29 protein-coding genes and 1 riboswitch are annotated in these 26,352 nt (G+C 36.4%); of the genes, 18 read left to right on the forward strand and 11 right to left on the reverse strand.

The window, feature by feature from the left end:
* Positions 1-38: 38 nt before the first annotated feature.
* The 3 genes from yjbH to JL53_RS05575 all read right to left on the reverse strand — a co-directional run bounded on the left by yjbH (position 39) and on the right by JL53_RS05575 (position 2,180).
* Entirely contained in the window at positions 39-860 is an 822-nt protein-coding gene (yjbH, locus tag JL53_RS05565; protein WP_038407010.1) for a protease adaptor protein YjbH, read from the reverse strand.
* Positions 861-1,115: 255 nt separating this feature from the next.
* Positions 1,116-1,697 carry a CYTH domain-containing protein gene (locus JL53_RS05570; RefSeq protein ID WP_038407011.1) on the reverse strand — a complete coding sequence of 194 codons (582 nt, stop codon included), beginning with the start codon at positions 1,695-1,697 and terminating at the stop codon, positions 1,116-1,118.
* Between the two features lie 15 nt (positions 1,698-1,712).
* A complete protein-coding gene (locus JL53_RS05575) occupies positions 1,713-2,180 on the reverse strand; it encodes a tetratricopeptide repeat protein (RefSeq protein ID WP_038407012.1) in 468 nt (155 codons plus the stop codon).
* Positions 2,181-2,337: 157 nt separating this feature from the next.
* Here JL53_RS05575 and JL53_RS05580 point away from each other — a divergent pair, with 157 nt between their 5' ends.
* From JL53_RS05580 to fabI, 4 genes are all read left to right on the forward strand, one after another.
* Positions 2,338-3,006 carry a GTP diphosphokinase gene (locus tag JL53_RS05580; protein ID WP_003719180.1) on the forward strand — a complete coding sequence of 223 codons (669 nt, stop codon included), beginning with the start codon at positions 2,338-2,340 and terminating at the stop codon, positions 3,004-3,006.
* Positions 3,007-3,034: 28 nt separating this feature from the next.
* Positions 3,035-3,829, forward strand: coding sequence for an NAD kinase (locus JL53_RS05585; RefSeq protein WP_038407013.1), 795 nt, complete (start codon positions 3,035-3,037; stop codon positions 3,827-3,829).
* An 18-nt stretch (positions 3,830-3,847) separates the two neighbouring features.
* Positions 3,848-4,738, forward strand: a complete 891-nt coding sequence (locus JL53_RS05590) for an RluA family pseudouridine synthase (protein WP_003719182.1) — start codon at positions 3,848-3,850, stop codon at positions 4,736-4,738.
* Positions 4,739-4,815: 77 nt separating this feature from the next.
* Positions 4,816-5,604: an enoyl-ACP reductase FabI gene (fabI, locus tag JL53_RS05595; RefSeq protein WP_003719183.1), complete on the forward strand. Its 789-nt coding sequence runs from the start codon at positions 4,816-4,818 to the stop codon at positions 5,602-5,604.
* A 32-nt stretch (positions 5,605-5,636) separates the two neighbouring features.
* On the opposite strand, the gene dltD is transcribed toward fabI, so the two are convergent.
* Genes dltD through JL53_RS05620 form a run of 5 tightly spaced genes read right to left on the reverse strand, consistent with a single transcriptional unit; the run spans position 5,637 to position 10,071 of the window.
* Entirely contained in the window at positions 5,637-6,914 is a 1,278-nt protein-coding gene (gene dltD, locus JL53_RS05600; RefSeq protein WP_038407014.1) for a D-alanyl-lipoteichoic acid biosynthesis protein DltD, read from the reverse strand.
* Positions 6,914-7,150, reverse strand: coding sequence for a D-alanine--poly(phosphoribitol) ligase subunit DltC (dltC, locus tag JL53_RS05605; RefSeq protein WP_003719185.1), 237 nt, complete (start codon positions 7,148-7,150; stop codon positions 6,914-6,916). Before dltC ends, dltD begins: the two co-directional genes overlap by 1 nt.
* A 24-nt stretch (positions 7,151-7,174) precedes the next feature.
* Entirely contained in the window at positions 7,175-8,359 is a 1,185-nt protein-coding gene (dltB, locus tag JL53_RS05610) for a D-alanyl-lipoteichoic acid biosynthesis protein DltB (RefSeq protein WP_038407015.1), read from the reverse strand.
* Positions 8,356-9,888, reverse strand: coding sequence for a D-alanine--poly(phosphoribitol) ligase subunit DltA (gene dltA / locus JL53_RS05615; RefSeq protein ID WP_003719186.1), 1,533 nt, complete (start codon positions 9,886-9,888; stop codon positions 8,356-8,358). The genes dltB and dltA overlap by 4 nt, the downstream gene beginning before the upstream one ends.
* Before the next feature lie 36 nt (positions 9,889-9,924).
* On the reverse strand, positions 9,925-10,071 hold the full coding sequence (locus JL53_RS05620; protein ID WP_025279844.1) for a teichoic acid D-Ala incorporation-associated protein DltX: 147 nt from the start codon (positions 10,069-10,071) through the stop codon (positions 9,925-9,927).
* A gap of 205 nt (positions 10,072-10,276) precedes the next feature.
* Between JL53_RS05620 and rpiA the strand changes: the two genes are divergently transcribed.
* Complete coding sequence (rpiA, locus tag JL53_RS05625; protein WP_038407016.1) at positions 10,277-10,951, forward strand: ribose-5-phosphate isomerase RpiA; 675 nt, start codon at positions 10,277-10,279, stop codon at positions 10,949-10,951.
* Between the two features lie 33 nt (positions 10,952-10,984).
* On the opposite strand, the gene JL53_RS05630 is transcribed toward rpiA, so the two are convergent.
* A complete protein-coding gene (locus JL53_RS05630; protein WP_003719189.1) occupies positions 10,985-11,419 on the reverse strand; it encodes a GNAT family N-acetyltransferase in 435 nt (144 codons plus the stop codon).
* A 16-nt stretch (positions 11,420-11,435) separates the two neighbouring features.
* On the reverse strand, positions 11,436-12,185 hold the full coding sequence (locus JL53_RS05635; protein WP_038407017.1) for an alpha/beta hydrolase: 750 nt from the start codon (positions 12,183-12,185) through the stop codon (positions 11,436-11,438).
* A 217-nt stretch (positions 12,186-12,402) separates the two neighbouring features.
* Between JL53_RS05635 and JL53_RS05640 the strand changes: the two genes are divergently transcribed.
* Positions 12,403-13,422: a branched-chain amino acid aminotransferase gene (locus JL53_RS05640; RefSeq protein ID WP_003719192.1), complete on the forward strand. Its 1,020-nt coding sequence runs from the start codon at positions 12,403-12,405 to the stop codon at positions 13,420-13,422.
* A 48-nt stretch (positions 13,423-13,470) separates the two neighbouring features.
* On the opposite strand, the gene JL53_RS05645 is transcribed toward JL53_RS05640, so the two are convergent.
* Positions 13,471-14,940, reverse strand: a complete 1,470-nt coding sequence (locus tag JL53_RS05645) for an LM6179_1298 family efflux MFS transporter (RefSeq protein ID WP_038407019.1) — start codon at positions 14,938-14,940, stop codon at positions 13,471-13,473.
* Between the two features lie 142 nt (positions 14,941-15,082).
* Here JL53_RS05645 and JL53_RS05650 point away from each other — a divergent pair, with 142 nt between their 5' ends.
* The 12 genes from JL53_RS05650 to JL53_RS05705 all read left to right on the forward strand — a co-directional run bounded on the left by JL53_RS05650 (position 15,083) and on the right by JL53_RS05705 (position 26,285).
* Entirely contained in the window at positions 15,083-16,135 is a 1,053-nt protein-coding gene (locus JL53_RS05650; protein ID WP_038407020.1) for a M42 family metallopeptidase, read from the forward strand.
* A 12-nt stretch (positions 16,136-16,147) separates the two neighbouring features.
* Complete coding sequence (locus tag JL53_RS05655) at positions 16,148-16,624, forward strand: glutathione peroxidase (RefSeq protein ID WP_038407021.1); 477 nt, start codon at positions 16,148-16,150, stop codon at positions 16,622-16,624.
* A gap of 130 nt (positions 16,625-16,754) precedes the next feature.
* Positions 16,755-17,210: a LytTR family DNA-binding domain-containing protein gene (locus JL53_RS05660; RefSeq protein WP_038407022.1), complete on the forward strand. Its 456-nt coding sequence runs from the start codon at positions 16,755-16,757 to the stop codon at positions 17,208-17,210.
* Entirely contained in the window at positions 17,207-17,635 is a 429-nt protein-coding gene (locus JL53_RS05665) for a DUF3021 family protein (RefSeq protein ID WP_038407023.1), read from the forward strand. Before JL53_RS05660 ends, JL53_RS05665 begins: the two co-directional genes overlap by 4 nt.
* Entirely contained in the window at positions 17,632-18,543 is a 912-nt protein-coding gene (locus JL53_RS05670; protein ID WP_038407024.1) for an ABC transporter ATP-binding protein, read from the forward strand. Before JL53_RS05665 ends, JL53_RS05670 begins: the two co-directional genes overlap by 4 nt.
* Entirely contained in the window at positions 18,536-19,390 is an 855-nt protein-coding gene (locus JL53_RS05675) for an ABC transporter permease (RefSeq protein WP_038407025.1), read from the forward strand. The genes JL53_RS05670 and JL53_RS05675 overlap by 8 nt, the downstream gene beginning before the upstream one ends.
* A gap of 80 nt (positions 19,391-19,470) precedes the next feature.
* Entirely contained in the window at positions 19,471-21,039 is a 1,569-nt protein-coding gene (locus tag JL53_RS05680) for a peptide chain release factor 3 (RefSeq protein ID WP_038407026.1), read from the forward strand.
* Positions 21,040-21,145: 106 nt separating this feature from the next.
* Positions 21,146-21,571, forward strand: a complete 426-nt coding sequence (locus JL53_RS05685) for a MarR family winged helix-turn-helix transcriptional regulator (RefSeq protein ID WP_038407028.1) — start codon at positions 21,146-21,148, stop codon at positions 21,569-21,571.
* A gap of 53 nt (positions 21,572-21,624) precedes the next feature.
* Positions 21,625-22,986 carry an MATE family efflux transporter gene (locus tag JL53_RS05690; protein ID WP_003719206.1) on the forward strand — a complete coding sequence of 454 codons (1,362 nt, stop codon included), beginning with the start codon at positions 21,625-21,627 and terminating at the stop codon, positions 22,984-22,986.
* A 79-nt stretch (positions 22,987-23,065) separates the two neighbouring features.
* A riboswitch (yybP-ykoY riboswitch) is annotated at positions 23,066-23,171 on the forward strand.
* 98 nt (positions 23,172-23,269) lie between these two features.
* Complete coding sequence (locus JL53_RS05695) at positions 23,270-24,037, forward strand: MeeY/MeeF family manganese export membrane protein (protein ID WP_003719207.1); 768 nt, start codon at positions 23,270-23,272, stop codon at positions 24,035-24,037.
* A 102-nt stretch (positions 24,038-24,139) separates the two neighbouring features.
* Positions 24,140-24,907 carry a MeeY/MeeF family manganese export membrane protein gene (locus tag JL53_RS05700; protein WP_003719208.1) on the forward strand — a complete coding sequence of 256 codons (768 nt, stop codon included), beginning with the start codon at positions 24,140-24,142 and terminating at the stop codon, positions 24,905-24,907.
* A 43-nt stretch (positions 24,908-24,950) separates the two neighbouring features.
* Complete coding sequence (locus JL53_RS05705; RefSeq protein ID WP_074673830.1) at positions 24,951-26,285, forward strand: TrkH family potassium uptake protein; 1,335 nt, start codon at positions 24,951-24,953, stop codon at positions 26,283-26,285.
* Positions 26,286-26,352 lie beyond the last annotated feature (67 nt).

Genomic DNA, 26,352 nt, shown 5'->3' on the forward strand with positions numbered 1-26,352 from the left:
AAAATGACATCCACGTTTTATGTAGTGGATGTCATTTTTTATTGGACATTACCGATATATTTCCAGTGAGATTGCCCATCTGGAGTATCAATTAATTCTACTTTCTGTTGGAGACGCCATTTTTTCATTTGACGTTCGATTTGTTGTTCTGTTACACCATAAAAATCTGCCATGGATGCAGCAGAAGCGACTTTCACCTTGGCCAAATATTCTTCCATATGAGGGCGTTTTTCTGGTTCTGGGAAATGATTCAAAAGTTCGGATAAAACGTGGACATAAACTTCATAGCGGTGCAGTCCACTAAGCTTTAAACCAGCATCTTCTATATTTTTATTAAAAAATACGACAGTCGGGTTTTCGTGAATCTCCATTTCTTGCGCTACTTTTTGGTCGCCAATGTAGGCGCGTTTAGCAGCTGTTGAAGCTAAGTCTTTTTTGAATTCAGCGAGATCTAGACCGGTCGTTACAGCGATATCGTATAGCACCTCTTCGCTAGCGATGTCTTTATTTTCGAGAAAATAAGCTGCTTGAATTTTACGCAAGAATGTAATGCCTTGATTTTTCCCTTGAAGTTCAGCGGCTTTCACTGCAAGACAAGAAATATAGGAAAGGTGCGCCCCTATTTGTTGTTCTTTTAAGCTGAGATTGCTATTACCAGAACGCCTTTGTTTGCATACAAATGTCTGTAAATTGTTATGAAGTACGTAGCGTAACTTAAAGTAGTTACCATACTCCATTTGTAACCGGAGCATGTTAGCTTCAATATTCCAACAGTCATCACATGCGGGATCGAAAAATAAGTAGATTTCGATTGGCTTGGAATTAGCTACTGACTGATAATATAAATTTTGGTTAATCATTTGTTATCACCTGATTTTCAAAGTCTAAATATCTTTGTGCAGATATTGATTTTAATGTACCAGTGTGAAAAAACAATTCACGGCTAAGTAAAAGCTGATACAAAATTTAGTATTGTAACTTACATATCTATTTTATCAGCGTAACGTAGATTTAACAAATAATTGTCATTGACTTAATATAGATATTCCTCATTTTTCAATAATTTGTGTCATTTATTGGTTTAAAAGCAATATTTTATACTTGATTAACCATTATTAATTATTACGATAGACATGATTGTAAAAACGAGCAACCTTATTTTCCGCAGGTTGATCTGTTATTTGATAATCTTTTAATAATTTAGCGAAAATTTCTTTGCCTTTGTCATAATCAGCCACTTCGTATTCTAAATCAAAGTCGGAAATGGTACCGTAAAAGTTTTTATCAAATACAAGTAATCCTTTTTTATAGTCTTTTTCCGCACGGATAGTTTTTAGGGAGCCGAAAAGCTTTAGATCTTCGTGATTGATGCCAATTTCTTTAAGCGTATCTCGAACTGGACCAACCGGAATATTGGAGCCATCTAAAATTGCTGTAGCTTGATCTGCTCCTAAAATTTGGGTTGTTTCCATAAGACCTCGAGCTTCGGGTGTTTTTAATGTTAATTGGTACTGTGTTTCTAATTTCCGGATGCGAAGTGCAGATTGGCGTTCCTTTAGGCTGAATTCTACTGTATCTAAATAATAATTAGTTTGTTCAAAGTAGTCATCTTCTTTTATATGAAAGATGTCGACAAGTCTAGTATATTCCTCTTGCGTTAAAAGGTTACGGAATTCGATTTCTAATTCTTTTACCATTTGGTTCAGCTCCTTTTAATGAAATGTTGCATCTAAATCTTGTGCGTAAAATTGAATTGCTTTTTTATAGTTTCTAATATCTTTGTCTTCCGTTGTTTCTGTAAGTAAAAGTAAGGCGTCTTCCAAAGCTTCTTTACCGAATCCCTGGCTGTAGTTGGTCATGATTGAAAAAGTTCGTAGCGCATTGTTATTTGGGAATTCTTTTAATGCTTTTTGAAAGAGGTTGGCAGCCTTTTCTGAGGCGCCAGTGATGCGATAAGTGCTACCAAGTCCAATATAAGCTTCTTTACGTTCTTCATTAGAAAGGCCATTTTGTAAGGCTTTTTCATAAAAGGGAATGGCTTCATCTTCTTTTCCAAGAGCATCAAGCGACCATGCAGCAAAATAATTTAGTTTCGCATTTTCTGGATCTGTTTTTAGCTCTAGCAGGGATTTTGTGCGCGCTGTTTCATAGTCGCCATTTTGAAGTAATGTAAGAATCATTTTAGCACCGTCCTTTTTATTGTTTTAGCGCTTCGGTTTTATTTTAACACGGGAATGAAAAAAAGGTTACTTTTAGCAAGGTGGATTGGGTGTTTTTGTGTTAAAATATAACTGATGTTGCATTAATTTAATCATGAATATACTTGAGGTGAGTGATTTGAATCATTGGGAAGACTTTTTAGCCCCATATAAACAAGCTGTTGAAGAACTTAAAATTAAACTTAAAGGGATGCGTTCGCAATTTGAGCTTGAGAATAATCATTCGCCAATTGAATTTGTTACCGGACGAGTGAAGCCTGTTGCGAGCATATTAGACAAAGCAAACCAAAAAAATATTGCACTAGATCATTTAGTAGAAGAAATGCAAGATATTGCTGGACTCCGGATGATGTGTCAATTTGTGGATGATATTGAAGTAGTCGTTCGTCTTTTACGGCAACGGAATGATTTTCGGATTGTCGAAGAGCGCGATTATATTACCAATAAGAAACCTAGTGGATATCGGTCATATCATGTGGTAATTGAATATCCAGTAGAAACGATTCAAGGGGAAAAGAAAATTCTAGCGGAAATCCAAATTAGAACGCTGGCAATGAACTTTTGGGCAACGATTGAACATTCAGTAAACTATAAATACCAAGGTGAATTTCCAGAAGCAATCAACACTAGACTAAAACGCGCTGCGGAAGCGGCTTTTCAACTAGATGAAGAAATGTCTCAAATTAGAGAAGAAGTGCAAGAAGCGCAAGTCTATTTTTCGCAAAATAAAGATGTAGCAAAGGATAAAAAATCCGCACATCAAATAATGCCAAAGAAAAATAAGTAAAGTGCAAGAATAGGGGCGAATAGAAATAATGAAATATATGATTACTTCCAAAGGGGACGAAAAGTCTGACCTACTTAGATTAAATATGATTGCAGGTTTTGGAGAATATAATATGGAATATGATGAGGAGGAGCCTGAAATTGTTATTTCTATTGGGGGAGATGGAACCTTTTTATCGGCTTTTCATCAGTATGAAGAAAGACTAGATGAAATCGCATTTATCGGAATTCATACGGGGCATCTTGGTTTTTATGCAGATTGGCGTCCGGCAGAAGCGGAAAAGCTAGTTAAACTTCTAGCAAAGGGTGACTATCATAAAGTATCTTATCCACTTCTAAAAACCACGGTAAAGTACGGCATTGGTAAAAAAGAAGCTGAATACTTAGCGCTGAATGAATCAACTGTAAAGAGTTCTGGTGGACCATTTGTCGTTGATGTTGTTATGAACGATATCCATTTTGAACGTTTTCGCGGAGACGGGCTTTGTATGTCGACACCAAGCGGAACAACAGCTTATAATAAGTCATTAGGTGGTGCTTTGATGCATCCGTCTATTGAAGCGATGCAACTTACGGAAATGGCTTCTATTAATAATCGTGTTTACCGCACAATTGGAAGCCCGCTTATTTTTCCAAAGCATCATATTGTTAGTCTGCAGCCAGTAAACGATAAAGATTTCCAGATTTCTGTGGATCATTTAAGTATTTTACATCGGGATGTACAAGAAATTCGTTATGAGGTATCGGCGAAAAAAATTCATTTTGCAAGATTTAGATCATTTCCGTTTTGGCGTCGTGTACATGATTCATTTATTGAAGATTAAGCTAGCAGGAGGAAACATGTGTTTTTAAAGTGGCAAGTAGAAGAGAAAGAAAGTGGCTTACTTCTTAGGACTTTTCTTAGAAATAAGCATATTTCCAAACAATTATTAACAGCAGTGAAGTATAGCGATGATGGTAAAATCGAAGTAAATGGAACAGAACAAAATGTCCTTTATCAAGTGGAAATAGGAGATGAAGTGTGCCTTACCTTTCCGAGAGAACAACAAAACGAGCGTTTACTAGCAGAATATACAGCGTTAGAAATTATTTTTGAAGATGAGTTTTTGCTAATTATTAATAAGCCTGCTGGGATGGCATCTATTCCATCTCAGTACCATCCGAGCGGTTCGGTTGCAAATTTTGTTAAAGGGCATTATGAGAAACAAGGGTTAACAAGTGCCATTCATATTGTGACGAGGCTTGACAGAGAAACATCAGGTTTGATGTTAATTGCTAAAAATCGCTTTGCTCATGCAAGATTGAGTACTTTTTTGCAACAAGGCTTATTGAAAAGGCGTTATCAAGCATTTACGTCAGGAGTTTTAAATAATCGAATCGGCTCCATTGAAGCGCCAATTGGACGTAAAACAGTGAGCATTATGGAGCGTTTTGTTACACCAGAAGGAAAGTATGCTAAAACGAATTATGAAGTACTCAAGCGCTACGAGGCGTTCGACCATGTGGCGATTCAGCTTGAGACAGGAAGGACACACCAGATTCGGGTTCACTTTTCGTATATTGGTCATCCGCTGATTGGTGATGATATGTATGGTGGTGACACAACATTGTTAAAAAGACAAGCGCTGCATTCTTGTCATTTACATTTAATTCATCCACTGACTGAGGAATACCTGACATTTGATTTACCGTTACCTAAAGATATGGAAGAGATTATTCCGAAATCGAAGTAATAAGAGTTTGAAAAAGTTATTAGGTCATGTAAAATAAAAGAAGCGAACTAAATCGCATCAAATTTAGGAGGAATAACATGAATTTATCATTAGAGGGAAAAACATATGTAGTTATGGGAGTTGCCAATAAACGTAGTATTGCTTGGGCTATAGCTCGCTCATTAAACGAAGCAGGGGCGAAATTAGTATTTACATATGCAGATGATCGTGCGAAAAAAAGTATTACGGAACTTGTACCATCTTTAAATGAAGTAAACCAAGAGCCACTAATTTTAGCTTGTGACGTTACAAGTGAGGAAGCTATCACAGAAACTTTTGAAATAATTAAAAACAAAGCTGGAAAATTAAGTGGTTTAGCGCATTGTATCGCTTTTGCTAACAAAGATTTCTTAACAGGAGATTATTTGGAAGTGGATCGTAAAAGTTTCTTACAAGCGCACGAAATTAGTGCTTATTCGTTTACAGCAGTTGCTCGTGCGTTAAAACATTTAGAAATGCTTACAGAAGATGCAAGCCTATTAACGCTAACTTACTTAGGTGGGGAACGTGTTGTGGAAAATTATAATATCATGGGTGTAGCAAAAGCTTCTCTTGATGCGAGCGTAAGATACTTAGCAATGGATTTAGGTGCGATTGGCGTGCGTGTAAATGCTATTTCTGCTGGACCAATTAGAACGGTTTCCGCTCGTGGTGTTAGCGGCTTCTCTGATTCTATTTCATTAGTAGAACAAAGAGCACCACTAAAAAGAGCAACACAAGCAGAAGAAGTTGGCGACACGGCTTATTACTTGTTTAGCAATTTATCTCGTGGCGTGACGGGTGAAGTGATTCACGTGGATAGTGGTTATCATATTATTGGATTCTAAAAAAGGCAAAAAATCCAGAAGTAGTAAAAAAACTACTTCTGGATTTTTTTTGGCCCAGTTTTGGGCTGATGGTTCTTATAAAACTTGTCTGCTGTTGGAGCATAGTTTGTTTGGACAGTGTCATGGACAAAATCAGCGAGAACTTGATCAATTTTTACCCAACCACGCCAGCTTAAATGGATTGGATCTTCCAAATAGAAAGGTTCATTTTGATAGTCTTCTAAGGAGTAATAACGAAAACCTTGACTTTCAATTTGTTGTTTTGTTTTTGCATAGTAGTTTTCCAGTCCTTGTTCATTTAATCCGATATAATCAACCCATTTTCCATTGATAGGAGGGTTGATGAAGATGACATCAGCGCCAGCTTTTTTGAAGGCATCCATAAGTAGTTGTAAGTCGCCATACTCTGGAGAATCTTGATCATAACGTAATTTTGTGCGACTGTTTTTAAGTTCTTCTTCGATTGGTTGAATTTTCTTTTTGTAATAGTCTTCTTTCACTTGAAATGGATTAGGACCAGTTCCTTTTTCGCCAGCTTCTTTTGCTAACTGATCTAGTTGGTGATAGTCTAGTTTTTCAGGAAGGGCTTTTAATCCTTTACTGACGCGCTCTTGTTTGGAACCAGCGATAACTTTGGATTCTAGGTCATCTTTACGTTCAAGAATTTTAAGTTCAATGTTACCGGCTAATTTAGTCAATTCCTTGTCATGTGGTTTTTTAGGCCCTTTGGCAACTATATTTTCTAATAAGTTTTTTAACGTAGAATCGCTTTGTACTACTTGGAAACTTAATAATCTTTTGGCAGCATATCTTCGCTCAGGCGTATTTTTTGTGTCCTCTAAAGCAAATTTGTAGGCATGAAGCGGAGAAAAATTGGCCCCGAAAGATGGATCTGAAACACCTTTTGGTCCAAACCACTGTGGCGATAAGATAACAGCGACTTTCTTTCCTTTAAGATCATTTCCGAGAGCATTTACATCTAGAAAATGACTTAGACTTTGTGTTCCAGGGCGCCCTAGTAGAAATGGCGTGTAACCTTGATCGTATTTTCGAGAAACAACACTAGGATGAAATGGATCCACACGAGAAAGCTCAGATGAACCGAAAATAGGCAAATAACTTCCTTCTCGCAATGCTTCTTTTTGAATGTCTAGCCCCTGGATGACGGATTCGTTCATAGACGTAGCACTTTTTTTCACGGTGTTTGGAGAAACATAGGAAAATAAGCTACTAGGTCCAAAAAGAACGAAAAGGAAAACCGCGAATGCGACCAATAACGGCCCAAATGTCATCCACAGCTTTTTTTTCATTATTTAAGCGCCTCTAGTTGTGTAATAATCATTTCAGGAGTTGCCCATTCGTCGCGGTCGAATTCAGAAACGGGAACTGTAATTTCTAATTTTTCTTCTATTTCAATTAAAAGTTGAACGGTTGCCATTGAGTCAAGCAAGCCTTCATCGAATAATTGGATATTTGGATTTTGAACTACTTCTTCTGTTTCTGTAATTTCTTCTAAGATTTCTAATACATTTTCACGAAAAGCCATTTAAATTACCACCTTTAGTTAGTTTTAAAAATTAATTTTATCTAAAATACCTGAGAATATCAGGAATCCGAAACAAACAAAATGGAACGTAATAATGACACTAATTACATAAGTCACCTTATTTTTCGGATAAATTTTATGTTTCTTATTGAATCTTTCGAAAAGGTCAAATCCAACAATTAGAGTTGCTTGATAAAGGCCGTAAACGATGTAATACCAGTGAAGACCGTGCCACACACCCATGATGAAAAAGTTAACAAAATAGGCTAAGTAGGCGACAGTAAATTTACTTTTAAACCATTTCTTTTTAGTTATCCAAAAGACAAATCGCATGAATACATAATCTCGGAACCAGAAAGAAAGCGTCATATGCCAACGATTCCAAAACTCTTTAATATTTCGTGCTGCAAATGGTTTGTTAAAGTTCATTGGTGTTTGAATACCCAACAAGTAACTAACTCCGACTGCAAAGGCACTGTAGCCAGCAAAGTCAAAGAATAGATACATACTATAAGCATACATATAACCGAATAAACTTAAATTTGTGTCAATATGATGTGTAATTGCAAAGTCTAGGGGAACAACGAAATGTTTATTCACCAAGTAAGCAATGATGAATTTATAGAGAAATCCAAGGAAAATAAGGAATATTCCTCGATTAAGTAAAGCTAAATATGCTTCTTTACTAGGTGGATTATCGACATCTTTTTTGAAGCGGCGGAAACGATCAATTGGACCTGATGAAATAGTTGGGAAGAATAGTAAGAAATTGACAAAATCCCATGCGTTGTACTGCTTAATTAAGTTATCGCGTATTTCAATAATCATTTGTGCTGCTTTAAAAGTTAAGTACGATATTCCTAGGAAACCAACCATTGTAACATGATCCCCTAAAATTGGTACGACTTTCGATACAATTAATGGAAGAATCGAGAGGATTACAGCGATAATGAATACGCCGCCATGATTCATCTTTCGTTCTTGCCGGTAATGAAAGTAAAGTCGAACAAGTGCAAGTTGCCAAAAGACGAAGAAAATGAATGTAATAGCTTGGACTGTACTTGCTGAGAATAAAAAGTATAAAAATACAAGTGTGACAAAAGCATTATAAATCGGTAATCTCTTTCCTAACAAACCAGCTACAATGATAGGAAATAAAAATAAGAGAAGTACACCAAAATAAAGAATTGTACCGTATGGTGTGCTCACTTGTTAACCTCGTTATGCAGCATTTTACGATCAATTTTGCCATTCATTGTAAGGGGGAATTCTGTCTTGTAAATCCATTTCCTTGGGATCATATATGCTGGCATAAATTCTTTTAGTTCTTTTTTGATAGCTGCACTTAGCTGGTATTCTTTTTCGAAATTGTTAGGAGTAGGAATGACCTGAGCGACCAACATTTCTACTTTTTCGTTTTTCATTTTAGGAATAATCGCGCAGTTTTTAATTAAACTTACCTTCTTTAGATTGTTTTCAATATCTTCCAATTCAATTCGATAACCATGCAGCTTAATTTGGAAATCGAGCCGTCCTTGGAAAAAGAGATAACCGTCTTTTATTAAACCTGAATCGCCTGTGTGATAAGCTTGATAACCTTTATAATCAAAGAATACTTGGTCCGTTTTTTCTGGTTCATTTAAATAGCCTTTAGAAACACTTGCGCCAATAAGGATGATTTCTCCTTTTTGACCATCTGGAACTACTTCACCAGTTTCTTGATCAACAATGTGGAGCCTCATATCAGGTTTAATGACGCCAAGTGGTAAGCTCGGATAAGCATCTAAAAGCGCCCGTGTGATTTTCACTTGGGTCACAGCAACGGTTGCTTCTGTAGGTCCATACGTGTTGTAAATCACTGCATCTGGAAAGCGGTCTAGAAGTTCATAGGCAGTTTTTTTTGCAAGTACTTCACCACAGAATAAAAAGCGGCTTAAATTCGGATTGTTTTCTTGATTGAAACTCGAATCGAGTAAACATAAGTCTGCAAAGGACGGAGTAGAAACCCATACATTCAAGTTTTGCGCTGGAATTTCATGGTATAAGTCTTTCAGATTAGCAGTTATCGTTTTGTCAAGTGGTACAAGTGTTCCTCCTGAAAGTAAACACGGATATAAATCCATTACGGATAAATCAAACGAATACGGTGCTTGATTTAAAAAGCGAAGTCCTGGATTTAATGAAAAATCTTGTAATATCCAGTTGCTAAAACTTACTAGATTATTTTGACTAATTTGAACGCCTTTTGGATTTCCTGTGCTTCCAGATGTGTAAATAATATAGTAATTATCATCATTTTTCACACATTCTTCTGGATCAGGCACTTTATCTAAGTGGTTTTGTAAAGAATCTACTAATTTTTCGGTGTTTAAAACTGGGCAATCGGTAATAGTCAAGCCACTTGGTAATTCTTCTGTACAAATGAATAGCGCTGGGCCTGCTGCTTTTTTGATTTGTTCGATTCGTTCAACAGGCATCGAGACATCAACTGGTACATAAGCTCGACCTGATTTGATAGCACCTAAAAATGAGATAATCATTAGTGGTGACATATGTCCGTAAACGATAACAGGTTTTTCTTTATCCGTTGTTATATTTTCAAGTAAAAAGGAACCAAGCGCATCGGATTGGCGCTTCAATTCTCTATAGGAAAGACGTGTTCCAGCGTATTCATAGCAAGGGAAATCTGGTGTCTTTTCTGCCCATGCATCAATTCTCTCTATAATACTTGTCGTCATTATTGATATTCCCATTCTTAAACCGTCCTTTCTTTTTTAAAATTCATTGTAAATAAATTTAGCACCTTCAGGGTTTTTGAAGCCATAAAACCATAGTAATCCAAGCAATATTGCAAAATAGAAACAAGTCTTTAAAGTAAAAATAGTTGCCGGATGATGCAGAAATAGTTTTATTTTATTCATAAATCCACCTCATTATTATTTCATTTGTGTAACAAATGTTAAAATTAAGTCCTTAATACTTAATTTACTGTAATACATTTGACTCAAAATGTCTAATTACATTTTTGTAAGGTTGAAATAATTTACTTATTTTGAGTTTGAAAAAAGTAAGCGTATAATAAAAATATGGATAATTAAGTGCTTTTCTGTAAGGAATGGAGAGGAAATGATGAATCAGAAAAAAATTGCTGGAGAAAAAGCCTGTGAATGGATTAAACCTGGTATGGTGGTTGGACTTGGGACCGGAAGTACGGTTTATTATACGATTGAGAAATTAGGTGAAATGGTACAAGCTGGTTTAAACATTACTGGTGTTGCTACCTCTGAACAAACAGCGGAGCAGGCTAGAAAATGGAAAATTCCTTTGAAATCGTTAAATGATGTACTAGAAATAGATGTAACGATTGATGGGGCAGATGAGGTAGATGGGAAATTTCAAGGGATAAAAGGCGGCGGAGGGGCGCTTTTACGTGAAAAAATGGTCGCAGAAGCTAGTTTGTTGAATATTTGGGTAGTTGGTGAAGATAAGCTGGTACCGACGCTTGGAAAGTTTCCCTTGCCACTAGAAGTAATTCCATTTGGATGGAAACAAGTCAAACGAATTCTTGAAAAACAAGGAGTTCAAACTAAATTGCGTAAACAAGACGATGATGAAATTTATCAAACTAATAACGGTAATTATATTTTAGATGTTATCAATCAAACTTTTTCTAATCTTATAAAGTGGCAAGAAAGATTAATGCAAATTCCAGGTGTAGTAGAGCAGGGGTTATTTTTAAATTATGTAGACATTGTTATTTGTGGGAGAGAAAATGGCGAGATAGAAGTCAAAAAAAAATAGTTATTTCTTCTATTATAGAAGAAATAGCTATTTTTATGATAATATTTTTTTCATTTCTTTATGCTCGATATTCGCATCTAGAAAAACATCAGAACAAGTTTCGTAGCCGAGCTTTTCGTAAAAGGGGATGGCTGTTAACTGGGCGCCGAGTTTTAGCTTTGTTAAACCATGCTTTCTTGCTTCTAGTTCGATTGCTTCCATAATTCGACGTCCACTACCAGTACCACGAGCCATTTTTTGTGTGCAAATGCGTTCTACTTTACCGTACCCATCTTGCTCGCGAAATCTACCTGTTGCAAGGGGAATGCCATCGTCTGAATAATCAACAAACATGACAACGGAATCCATTTCATCAAATTCGTCCCATTCTAGCGCTGGATCAACCTGTTGCTCAATAACAAAAACATCATTTCTAATTTTTAAGGCGGCTTGTTTACCGATTTCGTCTGTTACTTTCTTTACTGTCAATTTGTTTCGTCCCTTCTTATGCACGCATGCTTTCTAAGTCAAATGTATTCACTGGAAGCATAAATTGAAGTGATTCTTTGATGAAAGGCTGCCAGTATTTCCAGCGATGATCGCCATTAAATACCTGGAAATAATAATCAAACCCTCGTGAGGTCAAAATTTGTTCTAATGATTTATTCGGTGAAAGAAAATCAAGTACTTCATTGCCTGTTGTTTCGACAGCGGTTTCTTGGTCACCAATAATATGATAAATTTTTACTTTGGAAGGATCTACTTTTTCGGCTAGCGTTAGCATTGCCTCATCTACATAAGGAGAATGTAAAATCACATTACCGAAAGTGAAAGGGAATAAGAGGGCAGCTTTTAATGAGACAGATGCGCCTAGTGAATCCCCCATCAGGAACCTGCTAGTTGGCATTTGGAAAGAAGGAAAGCGTTTTTCAAGATAAGGAACGAGTTCAAATGCTAAGAACCTTATATAGGCATCATTTTGTTTCCCATCCGGGTGATATTTTTCCCGACGATCCATTACATTTTTGTAAGGAATACCAATGAAAATGGCCTTTTGAATTTGTTCAGTTAGCGCGAGTTCTTCTGATTGTCGAGCTAATTTTCCGAATTGAAAATAATCTTTGCCGTCTTGTACGATAAAAAGTGGGTATTTGTACAGTGGAGAAAAATCTGGTGGTAAGCAAATAATTAAGTCAAGATCCTCTCCTAGTGTTTTACTATAAAATTTCTCATCGAACATTTTGTGAGCTGTCATTTTCATTCTCTCCTTTCTTGAAATCATTCCTTCTAAGTGGATTGTTTTTTGAAAAGTTACTCTATTTTAGCATGAATCTGATAAAAAGAAAGAACATTTTGCCTATTTATGGAAAAATTTTTTCTTTTATTATATCATCACTGCAATATTACTGTTTAATATGCTATACTGGAACGTACAATAATTCAGTTTTAACGATAGAAAGTGGGGATTTTGAATGAGTAAAGATATTGACTGGAGCAATTTAGGATTTAGTTATATTAAAACAGACAAACGTTACATTTCTTATTGGAAAGACGGAGAATGGGACGAAGGTACGTTAACGGAAGATAATACACTACATATTAGTGAAGGTTCGACAGCGCTTCATTACGGACAACAATGTTTTGAAGGTTTAAAAGCTTATCGTTGCAAGGATGGTTCGATTAATCTTTTCCGCCCAGATCGTAATGCTGCTCGAATTCAAAAAAGCTGTGAGCGTTTATTAATGCCATATATCCCAACAGAAAAATTTATTGATGCTTGTATGCAAGTAGTGAAGGCAAATGAAGCGTTTGTACCACCATATGGTTCAGGAGCAACACTTTATTTACGTCCTTTTGTTATCGGTGTGGGAGATAATATTGGAGTTCATGCGGCACCGGAATATATTTTCTCGATTTTTTGTTCACCAGTAGGACCCTATTTCAAAGGTGGCATGGCTCCGACGAACTTTATTGTTTCTGATTATGACCGTGCCGCTCCAAATGGAACAGGTGCAGCAAAAGTTGGTGGGAACTATGCGGCTAGTTTGTTGCCAGGGAAAAATGCACAAGCTCGTAAATTTGGTGATTGTATTTATCTTGATCCTGCAACACATACGAAAATTGAAGAAGTAGGAGCAGCAAATTTCTTTGGTATTACAAAAGAGAATAAATTTATCACACCATATTCTCCTTCGATTCTACCAAGTATTACAAAATATTCATTGCTTTATCTTGCAGAGCATCGTTTGGGACTTGAAGTAGAGGAAGGCGATGTATTTATTGATAAACTAGATGACTTCAAAGAGGCTGGAGCATGCGGGACAGCTGCTGTTATTACACCAATTGGCGGAATTCAAACGAAAGATGATTTCCACGTTTTCTACAGTGAAACAGAGGTAGGTCCGGTAACTAAAAGGTTATTCGATGAACTTTCTGGAATTCAATTTGGAGATATAGAAGCTCCGGAAAATTGGATTTATAAAGTAAAATAACAAGAAACAGGATTGACTCAAAATGATGAGTCAATCCTGTTTTTATTTTTAACCAGAAATATGTTTTTTTGGTAAGATGAAATGTAAAATATAACTAACAATACAGCAAGCGAACATTACCCAGAACACCATATGAAGTCCACTATATAAAATGTCTCGAAGTGGTCCAACAAGGTCAGCGCTAACATTTCCAGAAGTTTGTGGGCTAATTAGTTGGTTTAAATTGCTTCGATTCACTTCACTACCAGCAGCTTCGCGGAATTGGCTTGTCAGTACAGAGTTGAAAATTGTCCCGAATACTGCTACACCAATTGTTTGTCCAACTGTTCTAAAAAGCGTATTTGATGCAGTGGCAATTCCAGTTTGAAAGTTTGGAACTGCATCTTGCACAGTAACAGTGGTTGTTGTAAAAATAATTCCGAAGCCAAATCCCATAAATGCACTATTTAAATAGAAGAAAATATCATTAGTTGTAGCAGGGAATAGAGCGAGTATCAGTCCACTCATAGCGGTAATCAATACACCAATACCTACAGTGTGGCGATTTCCAAGTGTCATTAATAGTTTTCCACCGATGAAAGAACCTATAATCCAGGTAACTGATAGTGGTGCAAGCATAAAGCCAGCAATGGTTGCGCCATGTCCAAGCATTCCTTGTGCCCACATCGGAATATAAACATTAATTCCAATCAAGAAGGCACTAATTAAGAACCCGATTAAGTTACCAATTAAAACGACTGGATTCTTAAATAAAACAAATGGCATAATCGGATCTTTGGCCCGCTTTTCCACAAAATAAAAAGCAATAAATAATAAAATAGAAACAACAAACAAGATGATAACGAGCGGTTCTGTCCAGTTGAGTGATTCACCAGCTCGCTGTAATGCAAATAATAATCCGAGTAACGCCACCGTAAATAGTGAAGCTCCGAGATAATCAATCGGTAGTTTCACATGCTCGACACTTTCACGTAAGTATAGTAAAACGAGTACGATAGTCAAAAGTCCAATAGGTACATTGATAAAGAATATCCAGTGCCAAGAAAGTTGATCCACTAAGAATCCACCAACAAGTGGTCCAAATACTCCGGCAATACCCCAAGCAGAACCCATAAACCCAAGCACTTTTGCCCTTTTTTCAAATGGATACACGTCGGCGATAATTGTCATTGTTGAAGGTAAGATACCTCCTGCACCAATACCTTGAATTGCGCGAAAAATAATTAATTGTTCCATATTTTGTGCAAATCCACAAAGCGATGAACCAATGATAAAAATAATTGTCGCAATCACAAAAATATTTTTTCGTCCATATAAATCAGACAGTTTTCCGTAAATCGGAACCGTCACTGCCGATGTCAGCAAATAAACAGAAAAAATCCAGTTCATTAACTCTATACCGTCCAACTGACTTACAATCGTTGGCATCGCGGTGCTCACGATGGTACCTTCAATAGCTGCCATAAATGTGGCAACAAATACGGCGATGGTAACGGCTTTCACTTTTGTTTGTTCCAAAAAATTCCCTCCCTTTTCGTCTACCGAATTATAGCATAGAAAAGAAGTAAATTGGAAAAAAACTTAATCCTAAGAAATGCACTTCAAACAGATAAGCGCTATAATGAAATAGATAAAAGTGAACTAAAAAGGAGGATTTTTTTTGAGTTACGAACCAAATACAAACAAAACAATGCAAAAAATCAAACAATTAACATCTATCCCAAGCCCGACAGGTAATACAGGGAAAATTATTGAAACGATTGCGAAGGATTTAGATACTGCTAATATTCCGTATAAATTAAATAATAAGGGTGGTTTGATTGTCACACTTCCTGGTAAAGACACTACAAAACATCGAATGTTAACTGCCCATGTGGATACGCTTGGTGCAATGGTAAAGGAAATTAAATCAGACGGAAGATTACTTTTAAGTTTGATTGGAGGATATCGTTTTAACGCAATTGAAGGTGAATATTGTACGATTGAAACAAGCGATGGTGATTTGTACAGTGGCACCATTCTAATGCATCAAACCTCCGTTCATGTATATAAAGACGCAGGAACCGCAGAACGTAATGATAAAAACATGGAAGTTCGTTTAGATGTGCGAGCGTTGGATGCAGAAAGTGTTCGTGCACTTGGAATTGAAGTAGGAGATTTTGTTTCATTTGATCCAAGAACACAAATTATTAATGAGGAATACATTAAATCTCGTCATTTAGATGATAAAGCAAGTGTCGCGATTTTATTACAATTGATTCACTTTATTAATGATAAGAAGCTAGAATTACCGCATACAACACATTTCTTAATTTCTAATAATGAAGAAATTGGTTATGGAGGGAACTCAAATATTCCGGCAGAAACAGTGGAATATTTAGCGGTAGATATGGGTGCGCTTGGAGACGGACAAACATCAGACGAATATACAGTTTCGATTTGCGCGAAAGACGGTAGCGGCCCTTATCACTTAGGATTACGGAAACACTTAGTTGAACTTGCTAAAAAGAATAATATTGATTACAAATTAGATATTTATCCTTACTATGCATCTGATGCCAGTGCGGCAATCAATGCTGGAAATGATATCGTTCATGGTTTAATTGGCCCAGGAGTTGATGCGAGTCACGCTTATGAACGCACGCACCGGGATTCGCTTTATCATACAGAAAAATTAGTTTATGCATATTTGTTTTCGAATATATTGAAATAGGAGGAATAACTTATGAATGTCCACGATTTTTCTGAAAAAGCAATGAATGGAAAAGATATATCATTAAGTGATTATAAAGGTAAAGTGTTATTAATTGTTAACACTGCAAGTAAATGTGGCTTAACACCTCAGCTAGAAGGACTCGAGGCAATGTACAAAAAGCTTGGCGGGGACAATTTTGAAATTCTAGGTTTTCCGTGCAACCAATTTTTACGCCAAGATCCAGCAAGTGATGAGGAGATTTTGGAATTTTGTCAAATGAATTATGGCGTGACCTTCCAAATGTTTTCAAAAATCAAAGTAAAAGGCAAAGACGCTACTCCACTATATAAGTATTTAACGGAACAAACTGGTGGAAAGAAAGTAGAATGGAACTTTGCTAAGTTTTTAATTGATGAAAATGGTGAGGTTGTCGAACGTTTCCCATCAAAAATGAAACCAGAAGATTTTGAGGACAAAGTGGAAGCATTAGTTGCACAGGTAAAATAATATACAGAAACTCGGTAGTGTCATTATACCGAGTTTTTTTGCATCTTAAGGGGGATTAATTGCAAGTTGCAAATATTAGCTTGTAGTTTGTGGTGGACTATTTATAATGTAATAGAGAGGAGGAGACTAGATGAAATTTCGTCTAAAACAAGACAGCGATATGACGATTGGTGAAGTAGAGATACACTACCACCCAAGTGATATGGCAGAACTAAGCAATACTATTTCAAATTTAGAAGAAAAACAAGCGAAAATTTCTGTAAAAAAAGATGCAGCTACCTATTTGCTCGAAAAAACCCAGATTTTATATTTTGAAGCAGTGGAAAACAAAATTTTTGTTTACACAGAAAAAGAAGTGTATGAAACTTATTGGAAATTATATGAACTAGAAGAAAGATTTAAAGAAAGCACTTTTTTTAGATGTTCTAAGTCAATGATTCTAAATATCGAATGGATTGAAAAAGTCTCCTCAGGTTTTAATGGCAGGTTTGAAGCGAAATTACTTAATGGAGAAAAAGTGATTATTTCCAGGCAATATGCTAAAGTTTTGAAACAAAAATTGCAGATTGGAGGGAGAAAAAAATGAGAGAAAAGATAATTCGTTTTATTCAATCGGTATCAATTATTTTTACGGGTTCGATTATTACGATGAGTTTTTCTTATATTGCTTTTGGCAGAGCAGATGAAGTATCCACGCGAGATATTTTTGCTTTATTAATTTTTAGTATTACCGTTATTATCGTTCAACAGTTACTTTTCAAAGAATCAGCAGAAAAAAAGCTAACTTTTGATGGTCGGCTAATCATTCATTTTCTTTTTATTGAAGGTGCAATTTTAGGAATTGGTTGGATACTTGATTGGTATGATTCTTTTATAAACTTTATTATTATTTTCGGATTTGTTGCTCTAACTTTTCTCCTTATGCATCTTTTTTTCCATTTGCAAGATATGAAAGTAAGCAACGAAATTAATCAAAAATTAGCAGAAATGCGCAAAAAGGAGAAAAAATGATAAAATTAACCAAGCTTGTTAAAAACTATGGAAAAGTAGAAGCAGTCAAAGGCATTAATTTAGAAGTCGAAAAAGGAGAATTATTTGCGTTTCTTGGTGAAAATGGCGCAGGTAAATCAACAACGATTAGTATGATTTGTACAGAAAGTGAACCGACATCTGGTGAAATATTTATTGACGATGAAAAATTAACTTTTAAAAATAAAAAAGCTTTCCGTCAAAAACTAGGCGTGGTTTTTCAAGATAATGTTTTGGATGATTTATTGACGGTCAAAGAAAATTTATATAATCGAGCAAGTTTGTATGGAAAGACAAAAGCGGAAATTGCGGCGCGACTTGAGCTGGTTTCTTCTATTATGGGAATTGATGATATTTTGGAGCGCCGTTTTGAGAAATTGTCGGGTGGACAGAAGCGCCGGGCGGAAATTGCTAGAGCGATTATGCATGAACCAGAAATTTTGCTCTTAGATGAACCAACAACAGGACTTGATCCGAAAACAAGAGTGAGCGTTTGGAACATTATCAATTATTTACGGGAGCAATTTGGAATTACGGTTTTCTTAACGACGCATTACTTAGAAGAAGCGAAAGATGCTGATCAACTGGCGGTTATTAACAAAGGAGAAATCATTGCTCAAGGAACGCCATCGGAAATAAGAAGTCGTTTTTCAGTGGATAAAATTGTCTTTTATGATGTGGATTTCGCGAAACTTCAACCGATTATTCAACAAGTGGGGTTACCATTCCAAATCTCAAAAGGGAATATGCGAGTCGACATGATAGATGGAAATATCGGAATTTTGGCTCTTTTAAACCAAACGGATGAATTATATGGTTCTTTTGAAGTAATTAAAGGCAATCTTGATGACGCATTTATCTCGATGATTAAGGAGGATTCCAATGATTAGTCGCAACCTAAAATTATATTTTCGGGATCGTACCGCTGTTTTTATGTCAATGCTTACGGTTTTAATTATTATTGGTTTATATGCTATTTTTCTAGGAAATAATATGGAGCAAATGTTTGAACAAGCAGCACAGCAAACTACAGGCGTTGGCGAATTAGTAGATACTTGGGTAATTGCTGGTATTTTATCAATTACTCCTGTGACTGTCTCGTTAGCAGTATTTTCCATCAAAATTCACGATGAGGAACAAAGTATTGCGAGAAGTTTTGCGATTACCCCTGCCTCTAGATGGCGAATTGTGTTTAGTTATATCGTTAGTGGAATTGTTGCTTCTTTTCTGATTTCCCTTGTGACTTTAGTTGTCGGTGAAGCATATATTTGGTTAACAGGAGGCGCAATTTTGCCTTTAGATAGTTGGCTAAGTTTAATCGGGATTGTTTTAATTAATGTTTTTTGTGGCAGCAGTATCATGTTTTTTATTGCTAGTTTGGTGAAAAAAGCGAGTGCCTTTAGCTCTGTTTCAACTATTGTTGGGACAGTTATCGGTTTTATCGCGGGGATTTATTTGCCGATTGGATCACTACCAGCTGCTGTTCAAACTATTATGAAGTGTTTTCCGTTTACATATGGAGCATCAAGTATTCGTGAAATTATGACGAAAGAACCGCTTCAACAAGTTTTCGGAGGGAATAGTGAAGCGTTAAAAGCCACAAAAGAAATGATTGGTGTAACGATTTATTGGGGTGATAAGACCGTAACAATAGCCATGTGTTTAGTGATTTTAATCGGATTTGCACTCATTTTTGGTATTTTATCTGTTCTCCTAATGAAACGACAAACAAAATAATTTTGGGTAAAAAAACAGCCGAAATCTTCCTAGTTATGCTATACTAATGGAATGTGAATGAATCTAGGAGGAAAATAACAATGAGTCAAGATTTGCAAAAAGAAGTTGCTTCACGCAAAACGTTTGCGATTATTTCTCACCCGGATGCTGGGAAAACGACTATTACAGAGCAACTATTACTGTTTGGTGGCGTTATTCGTTCAGCTGGGACGGTAAAGGGAAAGAAATCTGGCAAGTTTGCGACAAGTGACTGGATGGAAATTGAAAAACAACGTGGTATCTCGGTAACGAGTTCTGTGATGCAATTTGATTATAATGGTTCGAGAATTAATATTTTAGATACACCAGGGCACTCCGATTTCAGTGAAGATACGTACCGGACGTTAATGGCCGTGGATAGCGCGGTAATGGTTATTGATGCGGCAAAAGGTATCGAAGCTCAAACGTTAAAACTATTTAAAGTTTGTCGGATGCGCGGAATTCCTATTTTTACTTTTATCAACAAAATGGACCGTCAAGGGAAAATGCCACTTGAATTACTTGCTGAGTTAGAAGAAGTTCTAGGGATTGAATCTTATCCAATGAACTGGCCGATTGGTATGGGTAAAGAGCTTGCTGGGCTTTATGACCGCTACCACCGGGTGATTGAGCAATATCGTTCAGAAGAAGAAGAGCGTTTCTTGCCTCTTGGTGAAGATGGTGATTTGAAAGAACCGCACGCTATTCAGAAATCACTTTATTATGATCAAGCGTTAGAAGAGATTATGCTATTAGATGAAGCGGGTAACGATTTTAGTCGCGAACGAATTATTTCAGGAGAGCAAACGCCAGTATTTTTTGGAAGTGCGCTTACTAATTTTGGAGTAGAGACATTCTTACGGACTTTTGTTGACTTTGCTCCATCTCCATCAAGTCATGAATCAAATGAGGGTATTATTGAAGCGGATAATCCGAAGTTTTCAGGTTTTATCTTCAAAATTCAAGCAAATATGAATCCAGCTCACCGTGATCGAATCGCTTTTATTCGGATTTGTTCTGGGGAATTTGAGCGTGGGATGAATGTGACGTTGACTCGAACTGGAAAAAATATTAAGCTAGCTAACTCTACTCAGTTTATGGCAGATGATCGGGAAACTGTTAATCGAGCAGTAGCTGGTGATATTATCGGCTTGTATGATACTGGGAATTATCAAATTGGTGATACAATTACCAATGGTAGCAAAAAATTAGAATTTGAGAAACTACCACAATTCACACCAGAATTATTTATGCGTGTTTATGCGAAAAATGTCATGAAACAAAAGCATTTTCATAAAGGTGTCGAACAACTCGTTCAAGAAGGTGCCATACAGTTGTTCAAAACTTGGCGTACGGAAGAATATATCATTGGAGCTGTTGGTCAGTTGCAATTTGAAGTATTCGAACATCGGATGCGAGGGGAGTATAATTCGGAAATTCGGATGGAGCCAATCGGGAAGAAAATTGCTCGTTGGGTAAAAGAAGAGGATGCGGATGAAAAACTTTCCACTGCAAGAAGTATGCTAGTGAAAGATCGCTTCGACCAACCATTATTCTTATTTGAGAATGAGTTTGCAATCAATTGGTTTAATGATAAAAATCCAGACATTGAATTAACTTCTTTACTATAAAAGTTACAACCTATTTGTTTTTAGCAAATAGGTTGTTTTTTTGCTTGACAATTTTAATAATCGCGCTATAATTAGTTAGAATTCTAATTAATAAGGAGGCAGATGTATGAGAAGAGAGAAGACGATGGATACGATTATTCGCTCGATAATGATTAAATCAAAGCGCAAAATGGATGCCAAAGTGGCTCAATTTGGATTGACAGCACAACAGGCTAGAGTACTTGGGTTTTTAAATGATAACGGAGCGAATGAAATTATTCAAAAAGATCTTCAAAAAATCTTCCAAACACGAGGTGCGAGCATTACTAGTTTGATTCAGGGGTTGGAAAAAAAGAAGTTAATCACGCGCAAACCGAGTCTCCGTGACGGTCGAGAAAAAGTTGTGACATTAACAAAGGAAGGGAAGCAGATTGTAGATGAATTTAATGCGTTCTTTCCACGGGAAGATGATAAAGCAAAAAAAATATTATCAACTGAGGAATATAAAACGCTATTCGAACTACTTAGCAAAATTGATGATAATTCAGATTGAAAAAATTTAATTATATAGTTAGAATTCTAACTAATTTAATAGGAGGAAATAACATGAAACAAACAGATGAATTTTATTTAACAAAAGCGAGCATTCCAAAAGCAATCGCACATTTATCTATCCCGATGATGCTTGGGATGTCAGTCGGAGTTATTTATAATATAATTAATGCCTTTTTTATCGGGATGCTGCATGATACATCCATGCTCACAGCAGTAACACTTGGACTTCCGATGTTTACGATTTTAATGGCAATCGGAAATATGTTTGGTGTAGGCGGGGGAACTTATATTTCTCGCTTACTTGGTAAAAAAGCAAATAGCGAGGCAAAACAGGTTTCCGCATTTGTACTCTATGGTAGTTTGGCACTTGGGATAATTTGTGCAATCATATTAGGATTAATGATTAATCCAGTAACTCACTTTCTTGGAGCAGATGTAGCAAGTTTTTTACACACTAGAAATTATACATTAGCACTATTAATTTGTAGTCCGTTTATAATTGCCAATTTTGCGTTAGAGCAAGTGGTTCGTGCGGAAGGTGCCTCGAAAATTTCGATGAATGGAATGTTTATTAGTACCATCGTTAATTTGATTTTTGATCCGCTGTTGATTTTATATTTTGATTTTAATGTGGTTGGAGCTGCAGTTTCGGTTGGTTTAGCTAGTGCTTTCTCGCTCGTTTATTATGCTTGGTACTTAGAGAAAAAAAGTGCTTATTTATCCATCCAGTTTAAATGGTTTCGGGTTACTAAAGAGATGATTAGCAATGTATTTAAAATTGGCGTTTCCGAACTGCTTTTATCATTATTCCTAATTGTAACTACCTTAATTTTAAACTATTATTCGATTAGTTACGGAGTGGGAGTTGTGGCTGGCTTTGGGGTAGCACTTCGCGTCGTACAATTACCTGAATTTATTTGTATGGGGCTTTATATGGGGATAATTCCTCTGTTAGCTTATAATTATAGTGCAGGAAATATTGCTAGATTTGAGAAAGCAATTCGTTTTACAGCGATAAGTATCGGCTTTATTGTCTTAGTTATTTCAAGTTTGGTATTTTTGTTCCGTTTTCAAGTGATGCATTTATTTAGTGAAAGTCCAAGTGTGATTATACTCGGTGTACACATTATGGTTGCGATGTTGATTTCTTCCTTATTTAGTGGATTTACTGGTCTTTTCACAAGTACGTTCCAAGCAATTGGAAAAGCGATTCCAGCAACGATTATGTCTGTTTCGCAAGGGATTATTTTTATTCCAGTGATTATGTTGGGACAGCATTATTTTGGCTTAGTTGGCGTTATTTGGTCGTTAACTGCAACAGAAATCCTCACTTGTATTATCGGTGTGACACTTTTCACAATTTACAATATAAAAATCGCTAGTAGTACAAAAGCCAAAGATTTAGCGGTTTAAAAAGTTTGTGAGAATATATAGTTGACGAGCTCTTCTAAATTATGGTATTATTTTCTAGGTAATCATATATCGTTCTTTGACAAATGTCAGAGGGGAGTAGCGCTGATTAGCTTTTTAATCAGGATAAAGTCGTCATTACATGATAGAGATATCATCGGTTTTATCACATTTAATTTTTAAATGTTAGCGAGACCTTTGCCTTTATGGGCAGGTCTCGCTTTTTTGTTTCTTTAAATTAGGAGATCTTTGACATTTTTTATAGAATAAAGGAGGAAATTTATTAGTGGATACAGCAATGATTTTAGAATACGGTTGGGTGTTACTTGTCCTAATCGGTCTTGAGGGGATTCTGGCAGCAGATAACGCCGTGGTTATGGCGGTTATGGTCAAACATCTTCCAGACAAACAACAGAAAAAAGCGTTATTTTATGGTCTTATGGGAGCTTTTGTCTTCCGTTTTGGTGCACTATTCCTGATTTCCTTTTTGGCAAACGTTTGGCAAGTTCAAGCGCTTGGTGCCGCATACTTACTATATATTGCAATTAGCCATATTTGGAAGCATGCAAAAGGTAAAGATGGAGAAAAAGAAAAGAAAGAAAAAGCAGGTTCTGGTTTTTGGATGACCGTTTTAAAAGTAGAAATTGCCGATATTGCCTTTGCGATTGATTCGATGCTTGCTGCTGTTGCACTTGCGATTACACTTCCAGAAACTGGGTGGGGTCACATTGGTGGAATTGATACTGGGCAATTCGCGATTATGTTCTTAGGCGGCTTAGTCGGATTAATTATTATTCGTTTTGCAGCAACGCAATTTGTTAAATTACTGAAAAGTTATCCAAGTCTTGAAACAGCTGCCTTTTTAATTGTTGGTTGGGTAGGCGTGAAGTTAGTTATTTATACACTAGCTCATCCAAGTCTTGGCGTAATCCCGCATAGTTTCCCTGAATCAACACTTTGGAAAATCATTTTCTGGGGAGTGATGATTCTGATTATTTTGTGGGGATGGTTTGTATCCTACCGTAGTAAGAAAAAAGCAGAGTCAACTGACTAAATTACAATAAACCAGAAGTGCAAATTTGTACTTCTGGTTTTACATAGAGCGAGATGCTGAAAACGCATTTTTATGATAGAGTAGAAGGACGGTGGATGAGAAATGGATGTTTCTATTTGGGGAGAATATGCCTTAGTTTTCCTTGTATTAGTAGTTTTAGAAGGAATTCTTTCAGCAGATAATGCCGTGGTTATGGCAGTAATTGTTAAAGGTTTGCCACATGAAAAGCAACGAAAAGCTTTGTTTTATGGGCTAGTTGGCGCATTTGTTTTCCGATTTATTGCACTTTTTTTAATTTCATTTTTAGTGAAAATATGGGAAATCCAAGCAATTGGAGCCATTTATTTGTTATATCTAGCAATTAAGCATATGTGGCGACTGAAAAAAGGCAAAAAAGAACAAGTTCAAGAAGCTGCGGATGCAAAACCGACTTCTTTTTGGGGCGTAGTAGCACGTGTAGAATTGACAGATATTGCTTTTGCCCTTGATTCGATGTTAGCTGCAGCCGCACTAGTTGTGACATTACCTGATTTAGGAAACTTTAATATTGGTGGCATGAACGGCGGACAATTCATCGTGATGTTCCTCGGGGGAATAGCGGGGCTTGTCGTTATACGTTTTGCAGCAACTCAAGTAGTCAAATTATTAGAACGCTATCCTACTCTTGAAACAGCCGCATTTTTGATTGTTGGTTGGGTAGGGGTGAAGATGGCAGTTCTAACACTAGCGCATCCTTCTGTTGCAATTATTCCAGAAGATTTTCCAGATTCAGCAGTTTGGAAGCTGACATTCTGGTCAGTTATGCTAATAATAGGTTTGGGTGGTTATATCATTGCGAGAAAAAAAGAGAAACAAAACAAAAGAGTTTGAATATGATCAAGAAGTAAAATTGCGTAGAAGATTAAAGCTTGTTTTGGCACGTATGACGCCAGTACAAGTAATTATTGCGTATTATTTTATTGCGGTTACTATTTCGACTATTGTTCTTAGCATGCCATTTACTTTGCAAAAAGGAGTAAAAGTGTCATTCATCGATACACTTTTCACGGCAGCGAGTTCGGTTAGTGTAACTGGGCTTGCAACAGTGGATGTGAGTCAAACTTATAGTACAGCTGGAATATGGGTCTTAATGGCGATTTTTCAAATTGGCGGACTTGGCGTTATGATGATTAGCACATTCTTTTATTTAATTTTAAAAAGAAAAATTGGCTTAAAACAGAGACAACTGATTATGACAGATACGAATCAATTTACTATGAGTGGAATGGTCCGAATGTTGCGCGAAATCTTAGTCCTTATTTTTGGGATTGAGTTAGTTGGTGCACTTATTTTGGGAGTTTATTTTATTCCGATCTATCCTAATTTTTGGGATGCGATGTTTCAAGGACTGTATAACTCGGTGTCGCTTGTCACGAATGCAGGGGTTGACATTACCGGGAAATCTTTGATGCCATTTGCGAATGATTACTTTGTGCAATTTATTTCTATTTTGCTAATTATTGCTGGTGCGATTGGGTTTCCGGTATTGCTGGAAACGAGAAGATTTTTATTTGAAAAAAATACACTTATTCCATTTCGCTTTTCTTTATTTGTCAAAGTAACAACACTGACCTATTTTGTGCTCCTAATCGTTGGTGGTTTGTTAATTTGGTTGTTTGAGGCAAATCATTTCTTCAGCGGGAAGTCTTGGGATTTTGGTTTCTTTAACTCGATGTTTTTATCGGCAACCTCGCGTAGTGCAGGATTACAGACGATTGACAGCGGGGCACTCTCAGTCTCAACACTTTTACTTGTATCGTTCTTAATGTTTATTGGAGCCTCACCAAGCTCTGTCGGAGGTGGAATACGAACAACTACTTTTGCGATTACACTCTTATTCATTTATTCGGTTATTCGTGGGCGAAAGCATGTCTATATTTTTGGCAGAGAATTGCACCAAGAAGATGTGAGGAAATCACTTGCGGTAACGCTTGTTGCAGGTTTCCTTTGTATCTCGGCGATAGTTATTTTAATGCAAACGGAGTCGGCCGCGCTTAGTGCTGTTATATATGAAGTGTTTTCAGCATTTGGTACCAGTGGCTTGTCGGTTGGTTTAACACCAGATTTATCAACACCTGGTAAATTAATTATCATTATTTTAATGTTTATTGGACGAGTGGGAATTATGTATTCGATGCTTAGTTTAAGAAACAAAAATCAACCGAAAAATGCGATTCGCTTACCAAAAGAGAAAATCATTACTGGTTAAAAATAAAGCCTTTCTGCTATCTGTAGAAAGGTTTTTTGCATGAAAAAATCCTTAATCTATTTATAGA

The organism is Listeria ivanovii subsp. londoniensis (assembly GCF_000763495.1).
GTDB lineage: Bacteria > Bacillota > Bacilli > Lactobacillales > Listeriaceae > Listeria > Listeria londoniensis.